The organism is Nocardia sp. NPDC052254 (assembly GCF_040679495.1).
Taxonomy (GTDB): domain Bacteria; phylum Actinomycetota; class Actinomycetes; order Mycobacteriales; family Mycobacteriaceae; genus Nocardia.
Genome location: NZ_JBFAUW010000001.1, coordinates 526,349 through 542,981, shown reverse-complemented (window position 1 = coordinate 542,981; position 16,633 = coordinate 526,349). Strand labels below are relative to the sequence as shown.

Sequence of the window (16,633 nt, the reverse complement as noted above, 5' to 3'; positions counted from 1 at the left end):
AACGAAAAGTTGGGAGATCGGTTGTGCGAGCGTGGCGATTCGAACGTGCGGGAGATCCGCTGGTGCTGCGGGATGTGCCGGCACCGCGCCCCGAGGCCGATGAGGTGCTGATCGGGATCAAGGCCGCCGGGCTGGGCCATACCGATGTCGGGATCCTGCCCGATCCGCAGTGGAGCGAACGGACCGGGCCGTTCCCGTCGACTCCCGGTCACGAGCTCGCGGGACGGCTGGTGGCCGTCCATGAGTGAACGGGTCGCGATCGTCACCGGCGGGGCGAGCGGTATCGGCGCGGCATGTGCGCAGCGGCTGTCCCGCGACGGGTTCCGCGTGCTGGTCGCGGATGTGCAGGAAGAGGCCGGTCACGCGCTCGCCGAGCGGATCGGTGGCGAGTTCGTCCGCACCGACGTGGCCCGCGAGGAGGATGTCGAGTCCCTGGTGAACCGCGCCGGACCGCTCGATGTCTTCTTCGCCAATGCCGGGATCTTCGGTGCGCTCGGCCCGATCGAGCAGACCGATACCGCCGAGGCCGACCGGACGATCGCGGTGAACCTGCGCGGCACACTGCTGTGTCTCAAACACGCGGTCCGGGTGATGCGCCCCCGCGCAAGCGGTTCCATCATTGTCACCGCGAGCCCGGGCGGAGTCGTCGGAGGAGTCGGCCCGCACGTCTACAGTGCGACCAAGGCCGGTGTCGCCGGACTCGTCCGAGCCGTGGCCGCCGAGGTGCGCGACTACGGTATTCGCGTGAATTCGGTGGTGCCCGGGGCGATCGTCTCGGCGATGACCGCCGCCGTACTCGCCGAGGACCCGGCCGATCTGGAGACGGCCGCCCGCGCGATGGCCCCCAGTCCGCTCGTCGGGCGCCCGGGCCGGCCCTCCGATATCGCGGGCGCGGTCTCGTTCCTGGCCGGCGCCGACTCGGCTTTCATCACCGGGACCGAACTGTTCGCCGACGCGGGCTATACGAACGCGCCGGGCCAGGCGAGTTTCGCCAAGGGGAAATTCGCCGCGCACTGAGTTCTGGTCGGACAGTACGGGCCCGACCGGTCCACGAAATCTCCTCGCCCGGTACCGATCCGATCGGTACCGGGCGAGTTGTCTGTGTCAGTGGTCCCGGCTGAAGACGAATGCGGTCGATTTGGCCAGGCCGTTGGAGACGGTCACCAGTGCGCGAGACGCATCGGTGACCTGACGCTCGCCACCGCGACCGGTGACCTGCAGGACCGCCTCGGCGAGATGGGTCATTCCGTGCAGGCGTCCTTCGCCGAGGGCGCCGCCACCGGTGTTGACCGGAAGCTTGCCGGTCAGCGTGGTGTGACCGTCGCGGGTGAACCCCACCGCCTCGCCACGGCCGACGAATCCCATCCCTTCCAGCCAGGTGTGCACGAAAACGCTGAATCCGTCGTACAACTGGGCATTGTCGATATCGGACGGGCCGAGACCGCTGGTGTGCCACAGGGTTCGCGCGATCTGCTCGCTACCCTCGACCAGGTCTTCGAGGGTCATCACCGCACCGGTCGGTGCGGTATGCGTGCCGGCGGCGAATCCGGTGAGCAGTGCGGGCGCCTGCCGCAGATCGCGCGCGCGTTCGGTGGAGGTGAGCAGCAGTGCGACCGAGCCGTCGACGGGGATGTCGCAGTCCAGGATGGACATCGGGTCCGCGATCATCCGCGCATTCAGGTAATCCGTTGTGGTCAGCGGCTTCCCGCGCCAGTACGCGTTCGGATTCTTCTGCGCGTTGTCCCGGTTGGCGACCGCGTACGGGGCCAGGTCCTCGCGGGTGAGCCCGTTCAGGTCGAGATAGCGGCGCAGTACCGTCGCCGCCCACGCCGGCGGCATGCTGAAACCGAACGGTGCCTGGAATTGGTCCGGGCCCGCGGCGATGGTGCTGTCGTAGTTGACATATCGTCCCTTGGGCACGTGCAGGGACCGGTAGACCAGCGCGTGCGTGCACACACCGGAGTGAATCGCCATCGCGGCGTCCATGACACTCTGGGTCACCATGCCGTTGGTGGAGCCGGTCCAGGTGATCTGCGGCCGGATGCCGAGCAGTTGCGGGAGATGGTAGGGGGTCACGACGTCGATTCCCTCGCCGGTTCCCTTGGTTCCGCCGTATCGCGGCATCGACGGGGAGGTGGCGATGCCGTCGACGTCCGCGCGGGTCAGGCCCGCATCCTCGAGTGCGCGGTCGCACGCTTCGATGGTGAGCGCGGCCAGGGTGCGCGGCAGCCGCCGGCCGAGTTCGCTGTATCCCACGCCGGCGACGGCGACCTTGTCGCGTAGTTCCCACATCTGTCTTCTCACGCTTCCGTCAGCCGGAACTGCGGGAGCACGCAGTCCTCGGAAATTTCTTCGAAGTCCACTACCACGGCGGCGCCGATGCGCACCTCGCCCGGTCCGGCGCCGAGCAGGTCGGCCACCAGTAACAGTCCGGGCTGCTCGGTGAGTTCGACGATGACGACCACCAGCGGGACCAGATCGGCGAATCCAGGACCGGGCGGTTCCGCGAGCACCGTGTAGCTGTAGATGGTGCCGCGGCCGGATACCGCCTCGAAGCCGAGATCCTCACTGCCACACGCAGGGCAGGTCAGGCTCGGCGCGTGGTTGAATCGCCGGCACGCCGCGCAGCGTTGAATACTGAGCCGGCGTGCGCGAATGCTGTCCCAGAATCCCTCGGTCACATCGTCGGGGAAGGGGATCGGACGGGTCGGGGTCGTCATCTCACATCTTCCACATCACGGGCGCAGCGAGCGCTTTGGCGTAGTGCTTCTGGGTGTAGGCGGCCAGCGCCTGCATATGGGTGTTCATCAGTTCCTCGGCGCGATCGAGGTCGTGTTCGGAGATCGCGGTCGCGATGGAGGTATGGATCTCCACGGTCAATTTCCGCTGCCGCGCCCGGTACTCCACGCCGACCGCGGCCCCATCGAGAATGTCGAACAACGCGGTGAACAGTGCCGCGAAGATCAGGTTGCCGGAGCCCTCGGCGACGGTGATGTGGAAGCGCCGCGTCTGGGTGAGGAATCCGGTTTCGTCGTCGAGGTTCTGCTGTTCGAGTTCGATGATCTCGAACAGCTTCGCCGCGTCCTGCTCGGACATCCGCTCGGCGGCCAGGCGTGCCATCCGGGGTTCGAGGGCCGCGCGGGTCTCGATCACGGTCTGGAAGGGAGCTTGCTGAAATTGCAGCAGCAGGCTCAGTGAGGTGGCCAGTGCCGAACTGTCCGGCTGCTGCACGATCGGTCCGCCGCTGGGGCCGGGCTTCAGGGTGATGACGCCCTGGAGTTCGAGAAACCGCAGTGATTCCCGCAATGTCCCGCGTCCGACGTCGTAGTCCTCGAGCATGACCTTTTCGGGGGGCAGGCGATCACCGATCTGGTTACCCCGGCGATTGATGTCCTCCACGATGCGCTGTGCCACGAGTAGCGCAGTCTTCTTCGGCCGTTCCGCAGCAGGCATATTCGTTCCTCCCTGGCTCTTGTGCTGACGTCTTTCACACCCTACATTCAATGCTATTGATATGTATAGATACACGCGATCCATCTGCTGCTGATCATTCGGTCGCGCGGTGGGGAAGCTCTTCTTTCGCGTGCCGTACGGGTCCGGATGCCGGCACGCGATTCGATTCGTCCGCAACTCGGTTGTGATCGTGAACTGCTAGGTGAGGAGTGCATATGCCTGGTCCACTCGATGGACTCGTGGTCGTCGATGCGAGCCGAGGCATGCCCGCGGGTATCGCCACCATGATGCTGGCCGACTATGGCGCACGAGTGGTCAAGGTCGAGCGTCCCGGGTACACACCCGGCGCCGAGGCGACGTTGCGCAAGGTCCTCGACCGCGGAAAGTGGAGTGTCACAGCTGATCTGGAGACTTCCCAGGGCACACGGACACTGCACGAGCTGCTCGCGTCCGCGGATGTGTTCATCGAATCGTGGGGTGCGGGCCGCGCCGAAGCGAACGGCCTGGACCACGCCACACTGCGTGGGCGGTACCCGCAACTGGTGTGCCTGACGGTCACCGGCTACGGGACCGCGGGCCCGCTGTCGCAGCGGCCGGGATATGAGGCGTTGCTCAACGCCCGTCTCGGCATGACGGCCGAACAGCGTGCGCACCGGCCCGGCCCGACCTTCCTCGGTCATCCCACCGTGTCCTACGGAACCGCGTTCCTGGCGGTCATCGGCGTGCTGTCGGCACTGCACGCGCGCAAACTCACCGGCCGCGGTCAGCGCGTCGACACGTCGTTGCTGGACGGGATGCTCGCGATCCGCGGGATGAACTGGTGGTGGAACGAGAAGGACATCTCCTATCTCGCCCGCAGCGGAACACAGCAGGGTTTCGGGAACAAGCGCCTGATCACCGACCCGTTCCAATGTGCGGACGGGAACTGGTTGATTCCGCACACCGGCGGCCCCGGCTCCTACAAGAGGATGATGGATCTGCTGGGGTTCGGTGACCGCGTGCGCACGATCGACGGCCCCGAGATGTCGGTGCCGCTCGACGACGACGAGCTGGTGATCGCGCGAGATCTCGTGCCCCAGGCATTCGAGTCGCGCCCCCGCGACGAGTGGGTCGCGTTGTTCGCCGAGCACGACATCGCCTGCCTGCCGGTGCTGCGGCCGCACGAGATCTTCGACGATGAGCAGATTCGTCATGCCGGTGTCACGATCGAGTTGCCCGACCCCGATCACGGCACGATCCGCCAGATCGGCCCCGTGGTGCGGTTCCGCGAGACGCCGCCCGCGACGCCGACGCCGGCGCCGGAGGTCGGGGCCCACGACGAGAGACTCGGCGAACTGCGGCAGCGTGCGGCCTGGCGGCCCGCGGCGTCACGGAACCTGGAACGACCGTTGCAGGGGGTGAAGATCGCCGACTTCAGCTCGTTCTTCGCCACCGGGTTCGGATCCAAGCTGCTGTGTGATCTCGGCGCCGAGGTGGTGAAGGTGGAGCCGCCCTCGGGCGACCAGATGCGCCCGCTCGGTGACCTGTGGGAATGCTCCCAGCGGGGCAAACGCGGCCTGTGTATCGATATGCGGACACCGGAGGGCCAGGAAGTCGTCCGCGCATTGGTCGCCGAAGTCGATGTGGTCACGGTGAACTTCCGGCCGGGTAAGGCCGAGAAGATCGGCCTGGGCTACGAACAGCTGCGGAAGATCAATCCGAAGCTGATCTACGCCTATCTTCCCGGCTTCGGCTCGACCGGGCCGAAGTCCTCACTGAAGAGCTTCGCGCCGCTGCAGTCCGGATTCGTCGGCATGAACTTCATCGGCGCCGGTGCGGACAACGCCCCGATCCGGCGGGTCATGGGCAATGAGGACCTCTACAACGGGTTCCTCGGTGCCGTCGGTGTGCTCATGGCACTGGTGGCCCGACAGAATTCCGGCGCCGGTCAGTACCTCGAGAGCCCGCAGCTGCATTCGAGCCTGTTCGTGCGCACCGAGATGGCCGCGGACGGGAACGGCAATCCGCTCGAGCCCTACCGGCTGGACTCCGACACCACCGGGTGGTCTCCGTTGTACCGGCTGTATCGCACGGCCGACGGCTGGGTGATGATCGCGGTATTCGGCGACCGGAAATTCGCCGCCTTGGCCGCCGCGCTCGGTCATCCCGAATGGACAGCGGAATTCGGGACCGAGCGGCAACGCGTCGACAACCCCGCCGAGCTGGCCGCTCGCCTGCAGGACGCATTCGGCAAGCGCAACACCGAGGACGTGTTCGGCGCGCTGGACCGCGCGGGCGTGCCGGTCGAGATCCCGGCCGAGGACCCGGTCATGCCCGAGCTGCTGTGGGACGAGACCCTCACCGAGACCGGACAGGTGGTCGAACAACACCACCCCGAATACGGCTGGTGCCGCGAAGTCGGTGTCACCATTCGGCTTTCGGACACTCCGGGCGCGGTGCGCGGCCCCAGCCCGCTGCTGGGCCAGCACACTCGCGAGGTCCTCACCGAACTGGGCTACCCGACCACGGCGATCGACGAATTGGTCGAGCGCGGCGTCTGCCGTGAACCGGCGCGCAACTGAATCCGGAAGTGGGACAGACATGTTGAACGACAAGAGAGTGCTGATCACCGGCGCTGCCAAGGGAATGGGGCGAGAGCTCGCCCTGGAGGCAGCCCGCCAGGGCGCCTCCCGGATCGGGGTCACCGACGTCGATGCCGCGGAGCTGGCCACGACCGCGGAGCTGGTCGCCGAATCGGGCGCCCGGGTCCGGGCCATCAGCGCGGACCTGCGCTCCACCACGGAGATCAAGCAGATGGTCGACGACTTCGCCGGCTGGGCCGGTGGGGTGGACACGCTGTTCAACAATGCGGGCGTGCTCGACCACATGTTCACCCCGCCCGACCGGACCGGCATCGAGACGCTCGACGAAGACGTGTGGGACACGGTGATGGCCATCAACCTCAAGGCCGTCTGGTCCGCGATCAAGTTCGCGGCTCCGTATCTGCGCGCCTCCGATCGCGGCCCGTCGGTGGTCAATGCCGCCTCGGTATCCGGGCTGGCGGGAACCAACATGGTCGCCTACGGAGTCTCCAAGGCCGCGGTGATCCAGCTGACCAAGGTGGCGGCGGTCAACCTGGCACCGGACGTGCGGGTGAACTGCTACTGCCCGGGCTCGATCAAGACGCCGATGAGTGATGCGCATCTGGCCGCCGGCGAGGATCGGCTGCTGCGGGCGCGGTCGATGTACGGAACGAATCTCATTCCGCGCCGCGGTCTCCCGGTGGAAGTGGCGCATCCGGCGTGCTTCCTGGCCAGTGACGGGGCCTCGTTCCTGACCGGTGTCGTGCTGCCGGTCGACGGCGGGACCACGGCCTGGCGCGGCGTCCACGACGACGTGCCTCTCGACTGACGACGGATACGAATATGACCGAGTCCACAGGACAACACCCGGTGAACGACGAAATGACCGCGCTGCGGGAGCGAGTGCGCAGGCTGGAGGCCGCGGAGACCGCCCGCGATCACATCCATGCCTACGCACGGGTGCTCGACGATCCGCACCCGGACACGGTGACCGCGCTCTTCGCCGCTGATGCGGTACTGAGCACGCCATCGCGGCAGGCCCGCGGTACCGCTGAGATCCGGCAGTTCTTCGAATGGGCGTTCGCCGCCGATCCGTCGAACAAACGGCATTTCGTCGCCAACACGCGCACCACGTGGCTCGGTGAGCCGAGAGTCCGAGTGCAGTCGCAGTTCCTGTTCACCGGGCGCGGGAGCGCACGTTCGGTGATCGGCTGGGGCCGCTACGACGCCGTCGTGGACATCGCCGGCCCGGCACCGCTGTTCGCGGAAATGAATATGGCGGTGGACGTGAGCACCGACCTGGTCACCGGCTGGCAGCAGGATCCCGAGGCGAACTGACCCACGCCACAGCACATCCCGGGCCGGGGCTCCATGGAGCACCGGCCCGGTCGCATAGAAGCTCGTTGTCGATCGCGGTGCGCGAGATGCCGTGTGCCGGAAAGGAAATCCGATGCGTGCATTGGTACTGAGCGAGGCGATCGGTCCCCGCGGGCTGCGAGTGACGGAGCTGCCCGAACCGGCCGCGGCCGACCGGGTGATCGTCGACGTGCGGGCCGCGGGCGTGTCCTATCCGGATCTGTTGCAGACCCAGGGGCGCTACCAGACCACGCGGGCCCTGCCGTTCGTTCCGGGGGTGGAGGCAGCCGGCACGGTGCGTTGCGCACCGGAGGGCAGCGGCTTCGAGCCCGGAGCGCGGGTGGCGGTTCTGACGACCGACGGTGCCTGGCAGCAGGTGGTGGCCGGCGACCCACGACGAGTGCTCCCGCTTCCGGACAATATCGGCTTCGCGGCCGCGGCGGGGATGCCGATGAATCATCTGACCGCGCATTTCGCGTTGCTCCGCCGAGCCCGGGTCCAGGTGGGGGAACTCGTTCTCGTGCACGGCGCGGCCGGTGGGCTCGGGCAGGCGGCGCTGGCGCTGTGCCGGGCGCTGGGGTTGCGCACGATCGCGGTGGTCAGTACGCAAGCCAAGGGCCGCGCCGCGATCGAAGCCGGGGCCGATCATGTGGTTGCCGTTGACAATTGGCTGGCAGATGTGCGGGCGTACACCGATGGCACGGGCGTCGACGTGGTCATCGATCCGGTCGGTGGTGATCGCTTCACCGACAGCCTGCGGTGCCTGTCCACCGAAGGACGGATCATCGTTCTCGGCTTCACGGGCGGATCGATACCCGAGGTGAAGGTCAACCGATTGCTGCTGAACAACACCGGCGTACTGGGCGCGGCCTGGGGAGAATTCCTGCGCAACCGCACGCACCACATCCGGGCGCAGTGGGACGAGCTGTATCCGATGCTCGCCGACGAGCGACTCCGGATCGCCGAGCCTGAACTACGGCCGCTGGCCGAGGCCGGCTCGGCACTCGGGGACTTGGGCACGCGCACCTCGATCGGCAAACTGGTGCTGGACCTGAGCTGAGGTTGCCGGCAACCGATCGAGGGGCGGGTCCGGTTACCGGACCCGCCCCTCGAATCAGCGAGTAGGCAGTTTCGGGGGATTGGTCCGGTAGGTGGCCGGGGTCCGCGACAACCGAATCGGATTGCGTACCTGAGCAATTCCGGTGCCCTCTGGTTCGTCGGTCGGCAAGACCACCGGCGACAGTCCCAGGTTCTCGGCGAAGGCGACGGCTTGGCCGATGTCGTTGATCGGCCCGGCGGGTACGCCCGCGTCGACGAGGACGGCGAACCAGTGGTCCGCGCCCTGGGTGCGGAAGACGTCCTCCAACTGCTCGATCAGCTCGTCGCAATGGGCGACGCGATCGGTATTGGTGCGAAAGCGCGGATCCTCGATCAGGTCGGCACGGCCCACAGCGTGACACAGTGCGCCGAACTGTTTGTCGTTGGCGGCGGCGATCGCCAGCGGTCGATCGGCGGTGTTCACCGGCTGATAGGGGGCGACGCTGGGGTGCGCGTTGCCCATCAGCTTCGGCACGTTGCCGGTGAGGATGTGGCCGGACACCTGATTGGTCAGCGATGCCAGTGCCGAGGACAGCAGATTGACCTCGACCCGCTGTCCTTCGCCGGTGCGCAGCCGATGGATCAGCGCGGTCTGGATGCCGAGTGCGGCGTGTAGTCCGGTGATGGCGTCGACCATCGCGACGCCGACCTTGGCCGGTCCGGTCTCCGGATGGCCGGTGATACTCATCAGCCCGCCGGTCGCCTGGGCGATCAGGTCGTAGCCGGGCAGGTGCGCGCCCTTGTCCGAGCCGAACCCGGTCACCGAGCAATACACCAGCGCGGGGTGGTCGGCCGCGAGCTGCTCGTAGCCGAATCCGTAGCGCTCCAGCGTGCCCGGCCGGAAATTCTCCACGACGACATCGGCCTGCGCGATCAGCTCGTGGGCCATCGCGCGGTCGGCCTCATCGGTGAGGTCGAAGGCGATGGATCGCTTGTTCCGATTGAGCCCCAGGAAGTAAGTGGACTCGCCCTCGTACCATGGCGGTCCCCAGCCGCGAGTGTCGTCGCCGACGTTCGGGCGTTCCAGCCGGGTCACGTCCGCACCGAAGTCCGAGAGCAGCATGGTCGCGTAGGGGCCTGCCAGTACCCGGCTGAAGTCGACGATCCGGATCCCGGACAGGGCTCCTGGTGTTGTGGCCGTCATCGTTTCCCTTTCACACGTCGTGCTCGCGGCTCGTTTCGCGGCAATGGCGCGGTCGGCCGGCAAATCAAAAGAAACCCTACACATTCATGCGCATGGTTGCTATGGTTCTACTGGTTTTGAGAGTGGCGTGGGACACGTTCGGCGCCGACAGGAAATGAGGGACTGTGACGTGAAGCTGGCTCTGCGCTACGACATGCGCGCACCCGACATCGGTGTGGGCAGCCCCGACCAGTACGCCGCCGCACTCGATCACGCCGAATGGGCCGACGAGCTGGGATTCGAGACGGTGTACCTGGCCGAGCATCACGGCGCCGACGACGGGTACTGCGCCGCGCCGATGGTGCTCGGATCGGCGATCCTCGCCCGCACCCGCCGATTGACCGTGCATCTGTCGGCGCTGATCGCGGTCCTGCATCATCCGCTGCGGCTGGCCGAGGACCTCGCCACGCTGGATCTGATCGGCGGCGGTCGGGTGGAGGTGACAGCGGGCATCGGATACCGGGATGTCGAATACCGGATGTTCGGTGTCGAGCGTCGCCGGCGTGCGCCGATCCTCGAGGAGACCGTCGAGATTCTGCGGCAGGCGTGGACCGGCGAGGAATTCGACTTCCGCGGCGAGCGGGTACAGGTCCGCCCCCGTCCCGCCCGTCCACAGGGGCCACCGCTGTATATCGGCGGCTCGGCCGACGCCTCGGCCGTCCGCGCGGCACGTATCGGTGACGGCTACCGTCCCGCCGGTGCCGACAAGGACCGGCTGTACGCGATCTATGCCGCCGAACGGCAACGGCTCGGCAAACCGGTTCCGCCGCAGGCGCCCACGCTCGGCCCGCTGTTCCTGTTCGTCTCCGACAATCCCACCCGAGACTGGGACATCGTCGCCCCGCACGTGCTCTACACCACCAACTCCAATGCCGCCTGGGCCCGGGAGCGCGGAGTGGGCACCACCGCCTATCAGGCCGCCGCGGGGCTGGCCGATCTGCAGAAGGACCCGAACATCAGGGTGGTCACACCGGACGAGTGTGTCGAACTCTGCGAAAAACTGGGGCCCGACGCCGAACTGGTGTTCCAGCCGCTGATGGGCGGCCTGCCCCTCGATGCGGGCCGGCGCAGCCTTCGACTGTTCGAAACCGAGGTTCTTCCCGAACTCGTCGCGCGGGGGTACCGCGCCCCGGCCGGCCGATAGCGCCGCCACATTCTCACCCGCCCGCACCCGGGCGGATTCTCGTTCGACTCAATGAAGAGGCAAGATGACCAGTACTGCAACGGATTCCAACCGCAGTGAGGTGCCGGCCGCGATGCCACGCGGCCTGGTCGTGATGATCGGCTATTTCGTCATCCTGGCCACCCTGGTGACAACCGTCCCACTCAAACTGCTCGGTCAGATCGGTCCCGATCTCGGGGCCACCGGCGGCCTGCTCAATTGGGTCGTGATCATCGGCACGCTCGGCGGCGCGATCGGCACCGCCCTGCTCCCCCCGATGGCGAAATTGTTCGGACAGCGGGTCGTCGCGCTGACCACCATGGGACTGCTGGCCTTCGGCTGTTTCCTCGCTGCCGTGGCGCCGAATATGACGGTGCTGCTGATCGGCCGGTTCATCGGCGGTTTCACCCTCGGCGCCATCGCGCTGGCGCTGTTCATGGCGCGGTCCAACCTGTCCGGCCGGTCGCTGACCGTGGTGCTGGCGTGGATCGCGGCTGCCGAAGGTGTCGCGGCCGGTGTTTCCTTCGCCGTCGGCGGACTGCTCGCCGACACCGTGGATGTGAACTGGCGAATCATTCTCGGTGTCATCGCGGCGCTCGGAGTCATCGGTGTCATCGGTACATTCATCGGGATCCCGAAGCATGAGGGTCTCGCCGATGCGAAGGTCGACTGGATCGGCGGAATCCTGCTGACCGTGGCCCTCGCACTGATCCTGGTGCCGCTGAGTATGGGATCGAAGTGGGGATGGTCCTCACCGAAGACGCTGCTGCCGCTCATTCTCGGTGTCGTCGTGGCCGTCGTCTGGTGGCTCGTCGAGGAGCGGGTGGCACAACCGCTGGTGAATACCCGCGCGCTGCGCAACCTCAACTTCCTGCGCGGCTGGGTGGTCTTCTTCCTGGCCGGAATGTCCACCTGGGTCATCAATTTCACCATTCCGGCGTTCACCGAAGTGCCGCCGTCGGCGGGCTTCGGCTTCGGCTACGACGGGCTGCGCAGCGGTCTGGTGATGCTGGTGTACTGCATCGGTATCGTCGTCGGCAGTGCCGTGACCGATCGGCTGAGCAGGCTGGTCCCGGCTCGCACGGTGTCGATGGTGGCCTTCGGCGGGTTCGCCCTCGGCATGCTGCTCATGGCGGTCGCGCACAGTGCCGAATGGCAGCTGTGGGCGTGGCCGATCATCGTCGGTCTGTCGTATGGCATGGCCGTCGCCAGCGCCTATATGACCTTCATCAAGGCGCTGCATCCCGATCAGGTCTCCACCGCGGCGGGTATGGGCCAGATCGCCGGCCCGCTGGGCAGCTCGATCGGTAGTGCGGCGATCACCGGCATTCTCACGGCATCGGTCATCAAGGTGGGACACCACACGGTTCCGTCCGAACACAGTTTCCAGTTGGGCTGGTTCATCGGCGTCGGCATCGCGGTGGTCGGCTTCCTGCTGGTCGCATTCGTGCGCTCGACGAATGTGCCCGCGGACGAGACTGCCTGAGCCGGACCGATATTCGACACCCCTCGGCGTGGTCCACGGCAGTTGTGGGCCGCGCCGAGGCGCGTACACATCACAGGCAAGGAGGACGACATGATCATCTCGATAGCCAAGGACCGGTGCATGGGGCACGGCCGCTGCTACGCGATGGCCGAGGCACTGCTGACCGACGACGACGAAGGGTTCGTCGCCGAGCGTGGCACCAGCTGGGAGGTCCCCGAAGGACTGACCGGCCAGGCCGAGGCGGCTGCCGACGCCTGCCCCGAAACCGCCATCACCGTGCGCGATTCGTAGTTCACCGAGGCGCCGCGCACAACCGTGTGGTCGCTGCAACCGACGCACGCCTGGCTGTGCTGCGGGTGTCCGAGGAACAGATCGGCCCGGCATCCTCGTCGTGAGGACGCCGGGCCGATCGCAGGTCCGGGGTGTGCTCCGCGGTCAGTCCCAGACCAGGGGCAGGTGCTGCAACCGCAGCTGGCTGCCGCGCTCGCGCAGGTCGGCTCCCTCGGCGATCCGGTAGTGCGGGATCTGCCGATGCCACTCCGTGAGCGCGACCACCAGTTCCGCACGCGCCAGATGCATGCCCAGGCAGCGGTGGTAACCGGCACCGAAACCCAAGTGCTGCTGGAGATTCGGACGGTCCGGGTCGAAGACGTGCGGATCCTCGAACACGCGCGGGTCCTGGTTGGCCGCCGCCAGGCCGAGCCACACCAGATCGCCCTGCCGGATCGGCAGCCCGTGGAAGTCCATGTCGTGTGCCGCTTCGCGTCCGTCCTGGATGATCAGGCCGTAGAGCCGGATGATCTCCTCGATCGCATTCGGCCACAGTTCGGGCTCGTCGAGCAGTCGCTGCCGGTCCTGCGGATGGGTGGCCATGTGCAGGAAGGTGTAACCGAGCGCGCTGCGGGTGGTGTCGAGCCCGGCCGCCATGATGGTCATGCAGATGGTCAGGATCATCTCGTCGGGGATGGGGGCACCCTGGAATTCCGCCGTGACCAGACGGGTCACCAGATCGGTCGCGGGATCGCCGGGGTTGGCCCGGCGGTCGGCGATCGCCGCGGCGAAGTAGGCATCGAGTTCCCGGCGAGTCTGCGCGGCGATTCGCTGCGCCTGCGGCGACTTGTCGAAGAAGCCGGTGAACTGGCCTTCCACCCAGGGCTGGAAGGTGGGCCCGTCCTCGACGGGCAGGCCGAGCAGTGCCAGGAACAGCTCGGTCGGGTAGGTCATGCCGAAGCCGGTCGCCATGTCCTCGGTGCCGCGCGGGGCGATCTCCTCGACCAGGGCGGTGGCACGCTCCTGTGCCAGATCGGCGATCCGCCGCACGAGTTTCGGGGCGAAGAACGGATTGAGGATGCGTCGCATTTCGGCGTGCTCGGGCTGATTGAGGTTCTCCGGCAGCAACATTCCCGCCGGTGAGCGGTGCAGGGAGCTGACCTGGTCGTTGGTGAAGTCACCGTCGCGCTGCAGCGCTTCGCGCACATCGGCGAACCGGTTCAGGACCCAGAATCCCTCCTCGGTGGAGTCGTTCCAGGCGAACCGCGCGGCTTCCCGGTCGGCGTTGAGCAGTCGGTGCGTCTCCAGGGCCGGGCGTTCGACCCGATAATCGGTGTGGAACACCGGGCATCCACCGAGATCGCGTGCGGCACCGGAATTTTCGGCCACCTCTGGCATGGGCATCTCCTCGTCGAGTCACACTGCTACTTATGCGAATTATTAGCATGAATGTGATCCAAATCAATCATTGACTTTCGGGGTAATCATGTGCATGATTCGAATCAAATAGGCCGACTTTGGGAGACTGGGTATGCGCAGGCTCGAAGACCACAACGCCGTGGTGACCGGTGGTGGTTCGGGAATCGGAGCCGCGTCCGCGCGGCGGCTGGCCGCGGAGGGCGCGGCGGTTGCGGTCGTCGACCTGCACCTCGCGGCCGCCGAGGACACCGCCGAGGGCATTCGGCAGGCCGGCGGGCGCGCTGCCGCCTACGAGGCGGATGTGCGCGACCGAGAGCGGATGTGCGCGGTCGTGGACCAGGCCGTCGAGAAGTTCGGCGAGATCGGGGTGGTGTTCACCGGAGCCGGGGTGTCGGGAGCGCGGATCGACAGTCACGAACTGTCCGAACAGGATTGGCGCAGTGTGCTCGACATCAACCTGAGCGGCACGTTCTTCACGATCCAGGCCGCGCTGCCGTCGCTGCTGCGCCGCGGTGGCGGCGCGATCGTCACCTGCGGCTCGACCTCGTCGTTCGTCGCGACACAAGGCGGGCTCGCGCCCTATCGGGCATCCAAGGGCGGGGTCAAGATGCTCACCCAGACGCTGGCGGTCGAATACGCACCGCTCGGCATCCGGGTCAACAGCGTGTGCCCGGGCGCGGTCAAGACGAATCTGAGCAGCAATACCGCGGCGATCGTGCCGACCGGCGGGACGGTGCGCAATCCGTCGAAACCGCTGAGTGTGCCGCTGGGCCGCTACGGCGAACCGGAGGAGATCGCCTCGGTGGTCGCATTCCTCGCGTCCCCGGACGCCTCGTATGTCACCGGTCAGGCGATCCTCGCCGACGGAGGTGTCACCGCCGAATGACCCGTGAGTCGGGTGCGGCGCCGATCCTGTTCGACGGCGCGATCGACATGCACTGCCACTTCGGTCCGGAGCCACTGGTCGAGAAACTCGCCAAACATCCGCATGCGGTGGACCCGATCCAGGCCGCCCAGGAAGCGGCGGCCGGTGGGATGCGGGCGATCGTGCTCAAGGCGCACGAGTTTCCCTCCACCGCGGTCGCCGACCTGGCGAACAAGGCGGTGCCGGGCGTGTTGTCGATTGCCGGAATGTGTTGCGACCACCCGGTCGGCGGGCTGAATCCACAGGCCGTCGAGACGGCACTGCGTGCCGGGGCGCGCGTGATCTGGCTGCCGACATTGTCGTCGGCGTCGAACAGTCCGCGTGCGGTTGAGGCGGCATTCGGTGTGCCACAGGGTATTCCGGTGCTCGGGGCGGACGGGACGCTGGTCCCCGAGGTCCGTCAGATCATGGACCTCGTCGCCGCGCATGATGCGGTACTGGCCACCGGTCACATCACGACCGACGAACACTACGCGGTGGCGCGGGCGTTCTGCGGGCGCGGGAACCTGATCGTCACCCACGCGATGCACGCGAGCGCCGGGCCGGGTTTGTCCATCGATCAGGTCGTGGAGCTGGCCGACCTCGGCGCCGTGATCGAGTTCGCGGCGCACACCTGCATGGGCAAGCCGTCGACGTTCGCCGATGTCATCGCCGCCATCGGCCGGATCGGGCCGCAGCGGTCGATCGTGTCCACCGACTACGGCTGGACCGACACCCTGCCCCATCCGGCGGCAGGTCTGCAGGGATATGTCAACGCGCTCTGGGACGCGGGCGTCGATGAGCGCGAGCTGCGGCTGATGGCGGGCACGGTCCCCGCGCGGCTGCTGAATCTGGACTGAGCACACAGGTTTCGACCGAGAAAGACGGAGGTTTGCGAATGGGACGGGTGGACGGCAAGGTCGCCTTCATCACCGGTGCGGCACGAGGTCAGGGCAGGGCGCACGCGGTGCGGCTCGCACAGGAGGGCGCCGACATCGTCGCCGTGGACTCGTGTTCGGACGTGCCCTCGCTCGAATACCCGATGGCCACGGTGGCCGATCTGCGCGAAACCGAGAAACTGGTACGCGATCTCGGCCGCCGGGTGCTGGCCCGCCAGGTCGATGTGCGCGATCAGGCCGGTCTGGACCAGGTTGCCGCGGACGCCGTCGACACTCTCGGTGGCATCGACATCGTGAGCGCCAACGCGGGTGTCTGCGGCTGCCGCCCGACGGTCGAGCTGACCGATGCCGAGTGGCACGACATGGTCGACATCAATATGACCGGGGTGTGGCGCACGGTGAAAGCCACCGTGCCGCACCTGATCTCGGCCGGACGTGGCGGTTCGGTTATCCTCACCAGCTCGGTGGTCACGATGGTGGGCGCGGCGAACGTCGCGCACTACAACGCCTCCAAGAGCGGGGTCGTGGGATTGATGAAGACGCTGTCGGCGGAATTGGGTCCGCATCAGATTCGCGTCAACGCCGTCCATCCGGGCAATGTCGCCACGGACATGCTGTTCAGCGACTCCACGCTCCGGGTGTTCTGCCCCGACCTGGAGAACCCGACACCGGAGGATCTGCGCGCGCGGGCCCGCGGCGGGGATGTGCTCGGACAGGGTTGGGTCGAGGCGATCGACATCAGCAATGCCGTGCTGTACCTCGCCTCCGACGAGGCGCGATTCGTGACCGGCGTATCCCTTCCGGTCGACTGTGGCCGCCGGATCGGCTGAACGGAGATGACG

The 16,633-nt window shown here is 67.1% G+C and carries 17 protein-coding genes; 12 read left to right on the top strand and 5 right to left on the bottom strand.

Annotation, left to right across the window (positions count from 1 at the left end; genetic code table 11):
* Positions 1-23: 23 nt before the first annotated feature.
* Positions 24-248, top strand: a complete 225-nt coding sequence (locus tag AB0L57_RS02475; protein WP_364955857.1) for an alcohol dehydrogenase catalytic domain-containing protein — start codon at positions 24-26, stop codon at positions 246-248.
* Positions 241-1,017 carry an SDR family NAD(P)-dependent oxidoreductase gene (locus AB0L57_RS02470; protein WP_364955854.1) on the top strand — a complete coding sequence of 259 codons (777 nt, stop codon included), beginning with the start codon at positions 241-243 and terminating at the stop codon, positions 1,015-1,017. The genes AB0L57_RS02475 and AB0L57_RS02470 overlap by 8 nt, the downstream gene beginning before the upstream one ends.
* A gap of 87 nt (positions 1,018-1,104) precedes the next feature.
* Here the strand turns inward: AB0L57_RS02470 and AB0L57_RS02465 are convergent, their stop codons facing one another.
* From AB0L57_RS02465 to AB0L57_RS02455, 3 genes are read right to left on the bottom strand one after another with little or no spacing between them, the layout of a single operon-like run.
* A complete protein-coding gene (locus AB0L57_RS02465; protein WP_364955851.1) occupies positions 1,105-2,304 on the bottom strand; it encodes a hypothetical protein in 1,200 nt (399 codons plus the stop codon).
* Positions 2,301-2,720 (bottom strand): OB-fold domain-containing protein, encoded by a 420-nt coding sequence (locus AB0L57_RS02460; protein WP_364955847.1) that lies wholly within the window; start codon positions 2,718-2,720, stop codon positions 2,301-2,303. Before AB0L57_RS02460 ends, AB0L57_RS02465 begins: the two co-directional genes overlap by 4 nt.
* A gap of 1 nt (position 2,721) precedes the next feature.
* Positions 2,722-3,453 carry an FCD domain-containing protein gene (locus tag AB0L57_RS02455; protein ID WP_364955844.1) on the bottom strand — a complete coding sequence of 244 codons (732 nt, stop codon included), beginning with the start codon at positions 3,451-3,453 and terminating at the stop codon, positions 2,722-2,724.
* Between the two features lie 215 nt (positions 3,454-3,668).
* Here AB0L57_RS02455 and AB0L57_RS02450 point away from each other — a divergent pair, with 215 nt between their 5' ends.
* The 4 genes from AB0L57_RS02450 (at position 3,669) to AB0L57_RS02435 (ending at position 8,430) form a co-directional block, all read left to right on the top strand.
* Positions 3,669-6,014, top strand: a complete 2,346-nt coding sequence (locus tag AB0L57_RS02450) for a CoA transferase (RefSeq protein ID WP_364955841.1) — start codon at positions 3,669-3,671, stop codon at positions 6,012-6,014.
* 19 nt (positions 6,015-6,033) lie between these two features.
* Complete coding sequence (locus AB0L57_RS02445; RefSeq protein ID WP_364955839.1) at positions 6,034-6,843, top strand: SDR family NAD(P)-dependent oxidoreductase; 810 nt, start codon at positions 6,034-6,036, stop codon at positions 6,841-6,843.
* Positions 6,844-6,857: 14 nt separating this feature from the next.
* Positions 6,858-7,352 (top strand): nuclear transport factor 2 family protein, encoded by a 495-nt coding sequence (locus AB0L57_RS02440; RefSeq protein ID WP_364955836.1) that lies wholly within the window; start codon positions 6,858-6,860, stop codon positions 7,350-7,352.
* Between the two features lie 112 nt (positions 7,353-7,464).
* A complete protein-coding gene (locus tag AB0L57_RS02435) occupies positions 7,465-8,430 on the top strand; it encodes an NADPH:quinone oxidoreductase family protein (protein WP_364955833.1) in 966 nt (321 codons plus the stop codon).
* 54 nt (positions 8,431-8,484) lie between these two features.
* On the opposite strand, the gene AB0L57_RS02430 is transcribed toward AB0L57_RS02435, so the two are convergent.
* Positions 8,485-9,612 carry a CoA transferase gene (locus AB0L57_RS02430; RefSeq protein ID WP_364955830.1) on the bottom strand — a complete coding sequence of 376 codons (1,128 nt, stop codon included), beginning with the start codon at positions 9,610-9,612 and terminating at the stop codon, positions 8,485-8,487.
* 169 nt (positions 9,613-9,781) lie between these two features.
* Between AB0L57_RS02430 and AB0L57_RS02425 the strand changes: the two genes are divergently transcribed.
* The 3 genes from AB0L57_RS02425 to AB0L57_RS02415 all read left to right on the top strand — a co-directional run bounded on the left by AB0L57_RS02425 (position 9,782) and on the right by AB0L57_RS02415 (position 12,590).
* Complete coding sequence (locus AB0L57_RS02425; protein ID WP_364955826.1) at positions 9,782-10,795, top strand: LLM class flavin-dependent oxidoreductase; 1,014 nt, start codon at positions 9,782-9,784, stop codon at positions 10,793-10,795.
* Positions 10,796-10,859: 64 nt separating this feature from the next.
* Positions 10,860-12,299: an MFS transporter gene (locus AB0L57_RS02420; protein ID WP_364955823.1), complete on the top strand. Its 1,440-nt coding sequence runs from the start codon at positions 10,860-10,862 to the stop codon at positions 12,297-12,299.
* Between the two features lie 90 nt (positions 12,300-12,389).
* Complete coding sequence (locus AB0L57_RS02415; protein ID WP_364955820.1) at positions 12,390-12,590, top strand: ferredoxin; 201 nt, start codon at positions 12,390-12,392, stop codon at positions 12,588-12,590.
* A 144-nt stretch (positions 12,591-12,734) separates the two neighbouring features.
* On the opposite strand, the gene AB0L57_RS02410 is transcribed toward AB0L57_RS02415, so the two are convergent.
* Positions 12,735-13,967: a cytochrome P450 gene (locus AB0L57_RS02410; protein ID WP_364955817.1), complete on the bottom strand. Its 1,233-nt coding sequence runs from the start codon at positions 13,965-13,967 to the stop codon at positions 12,735-12,737.
* Between the two features lie 133 nt (positions 13,968-14,100).
* Here AB0L57_RS02410 and AB0L57_RS02405 point away from each other — a divergent pair, with 133 nt between their 5' ends.
* Genes AB0L57_RS02405 through AB0L57_RS02395 form a run of 3 tightly spaced genes read left to right on the top strand, consistent with a single transcriptional unit; the run spans position 14,101 to position 16,621 of the window.
* Entirely contained in the window at positions 14,101-14,874 is a 774-nt protein-coding gene (locus AB0L57_RS02405) for an SDR family NAD(P)-dependent oxidoreductase (RefSeq protein ID WP_364955814.1), read from the top strand.
* Positions 14,871-15,752, top strand: coding sequence for a DUF6282 family protein (locus AB0L57_RS02400; protein WP_364955811.1), 882 nt, complete (start codon positions 14,871-14,873; stop codon positions 15,750-15,752). The genes AB0L57_RS02405 and AB0L57_RS02400 overlap by 4 nt, the downstream gene beginning before the upstream one ends.
* Before the next feature lie 38 nt (positions 15,753-15,790).
* Positions 15,791-16,621, top strand: a complete 831-nt coding sequence (locus AB0L57_RS02395) for a mycofactocin-coupled SDR family oxidoreductase (protein ID WP_364955808.1) — start codon at positions 15,791-15,793, stop codon at positions 16,619-16,621.
* Positions 16,622-16,633: the final 12 nt, after the last annotated feature.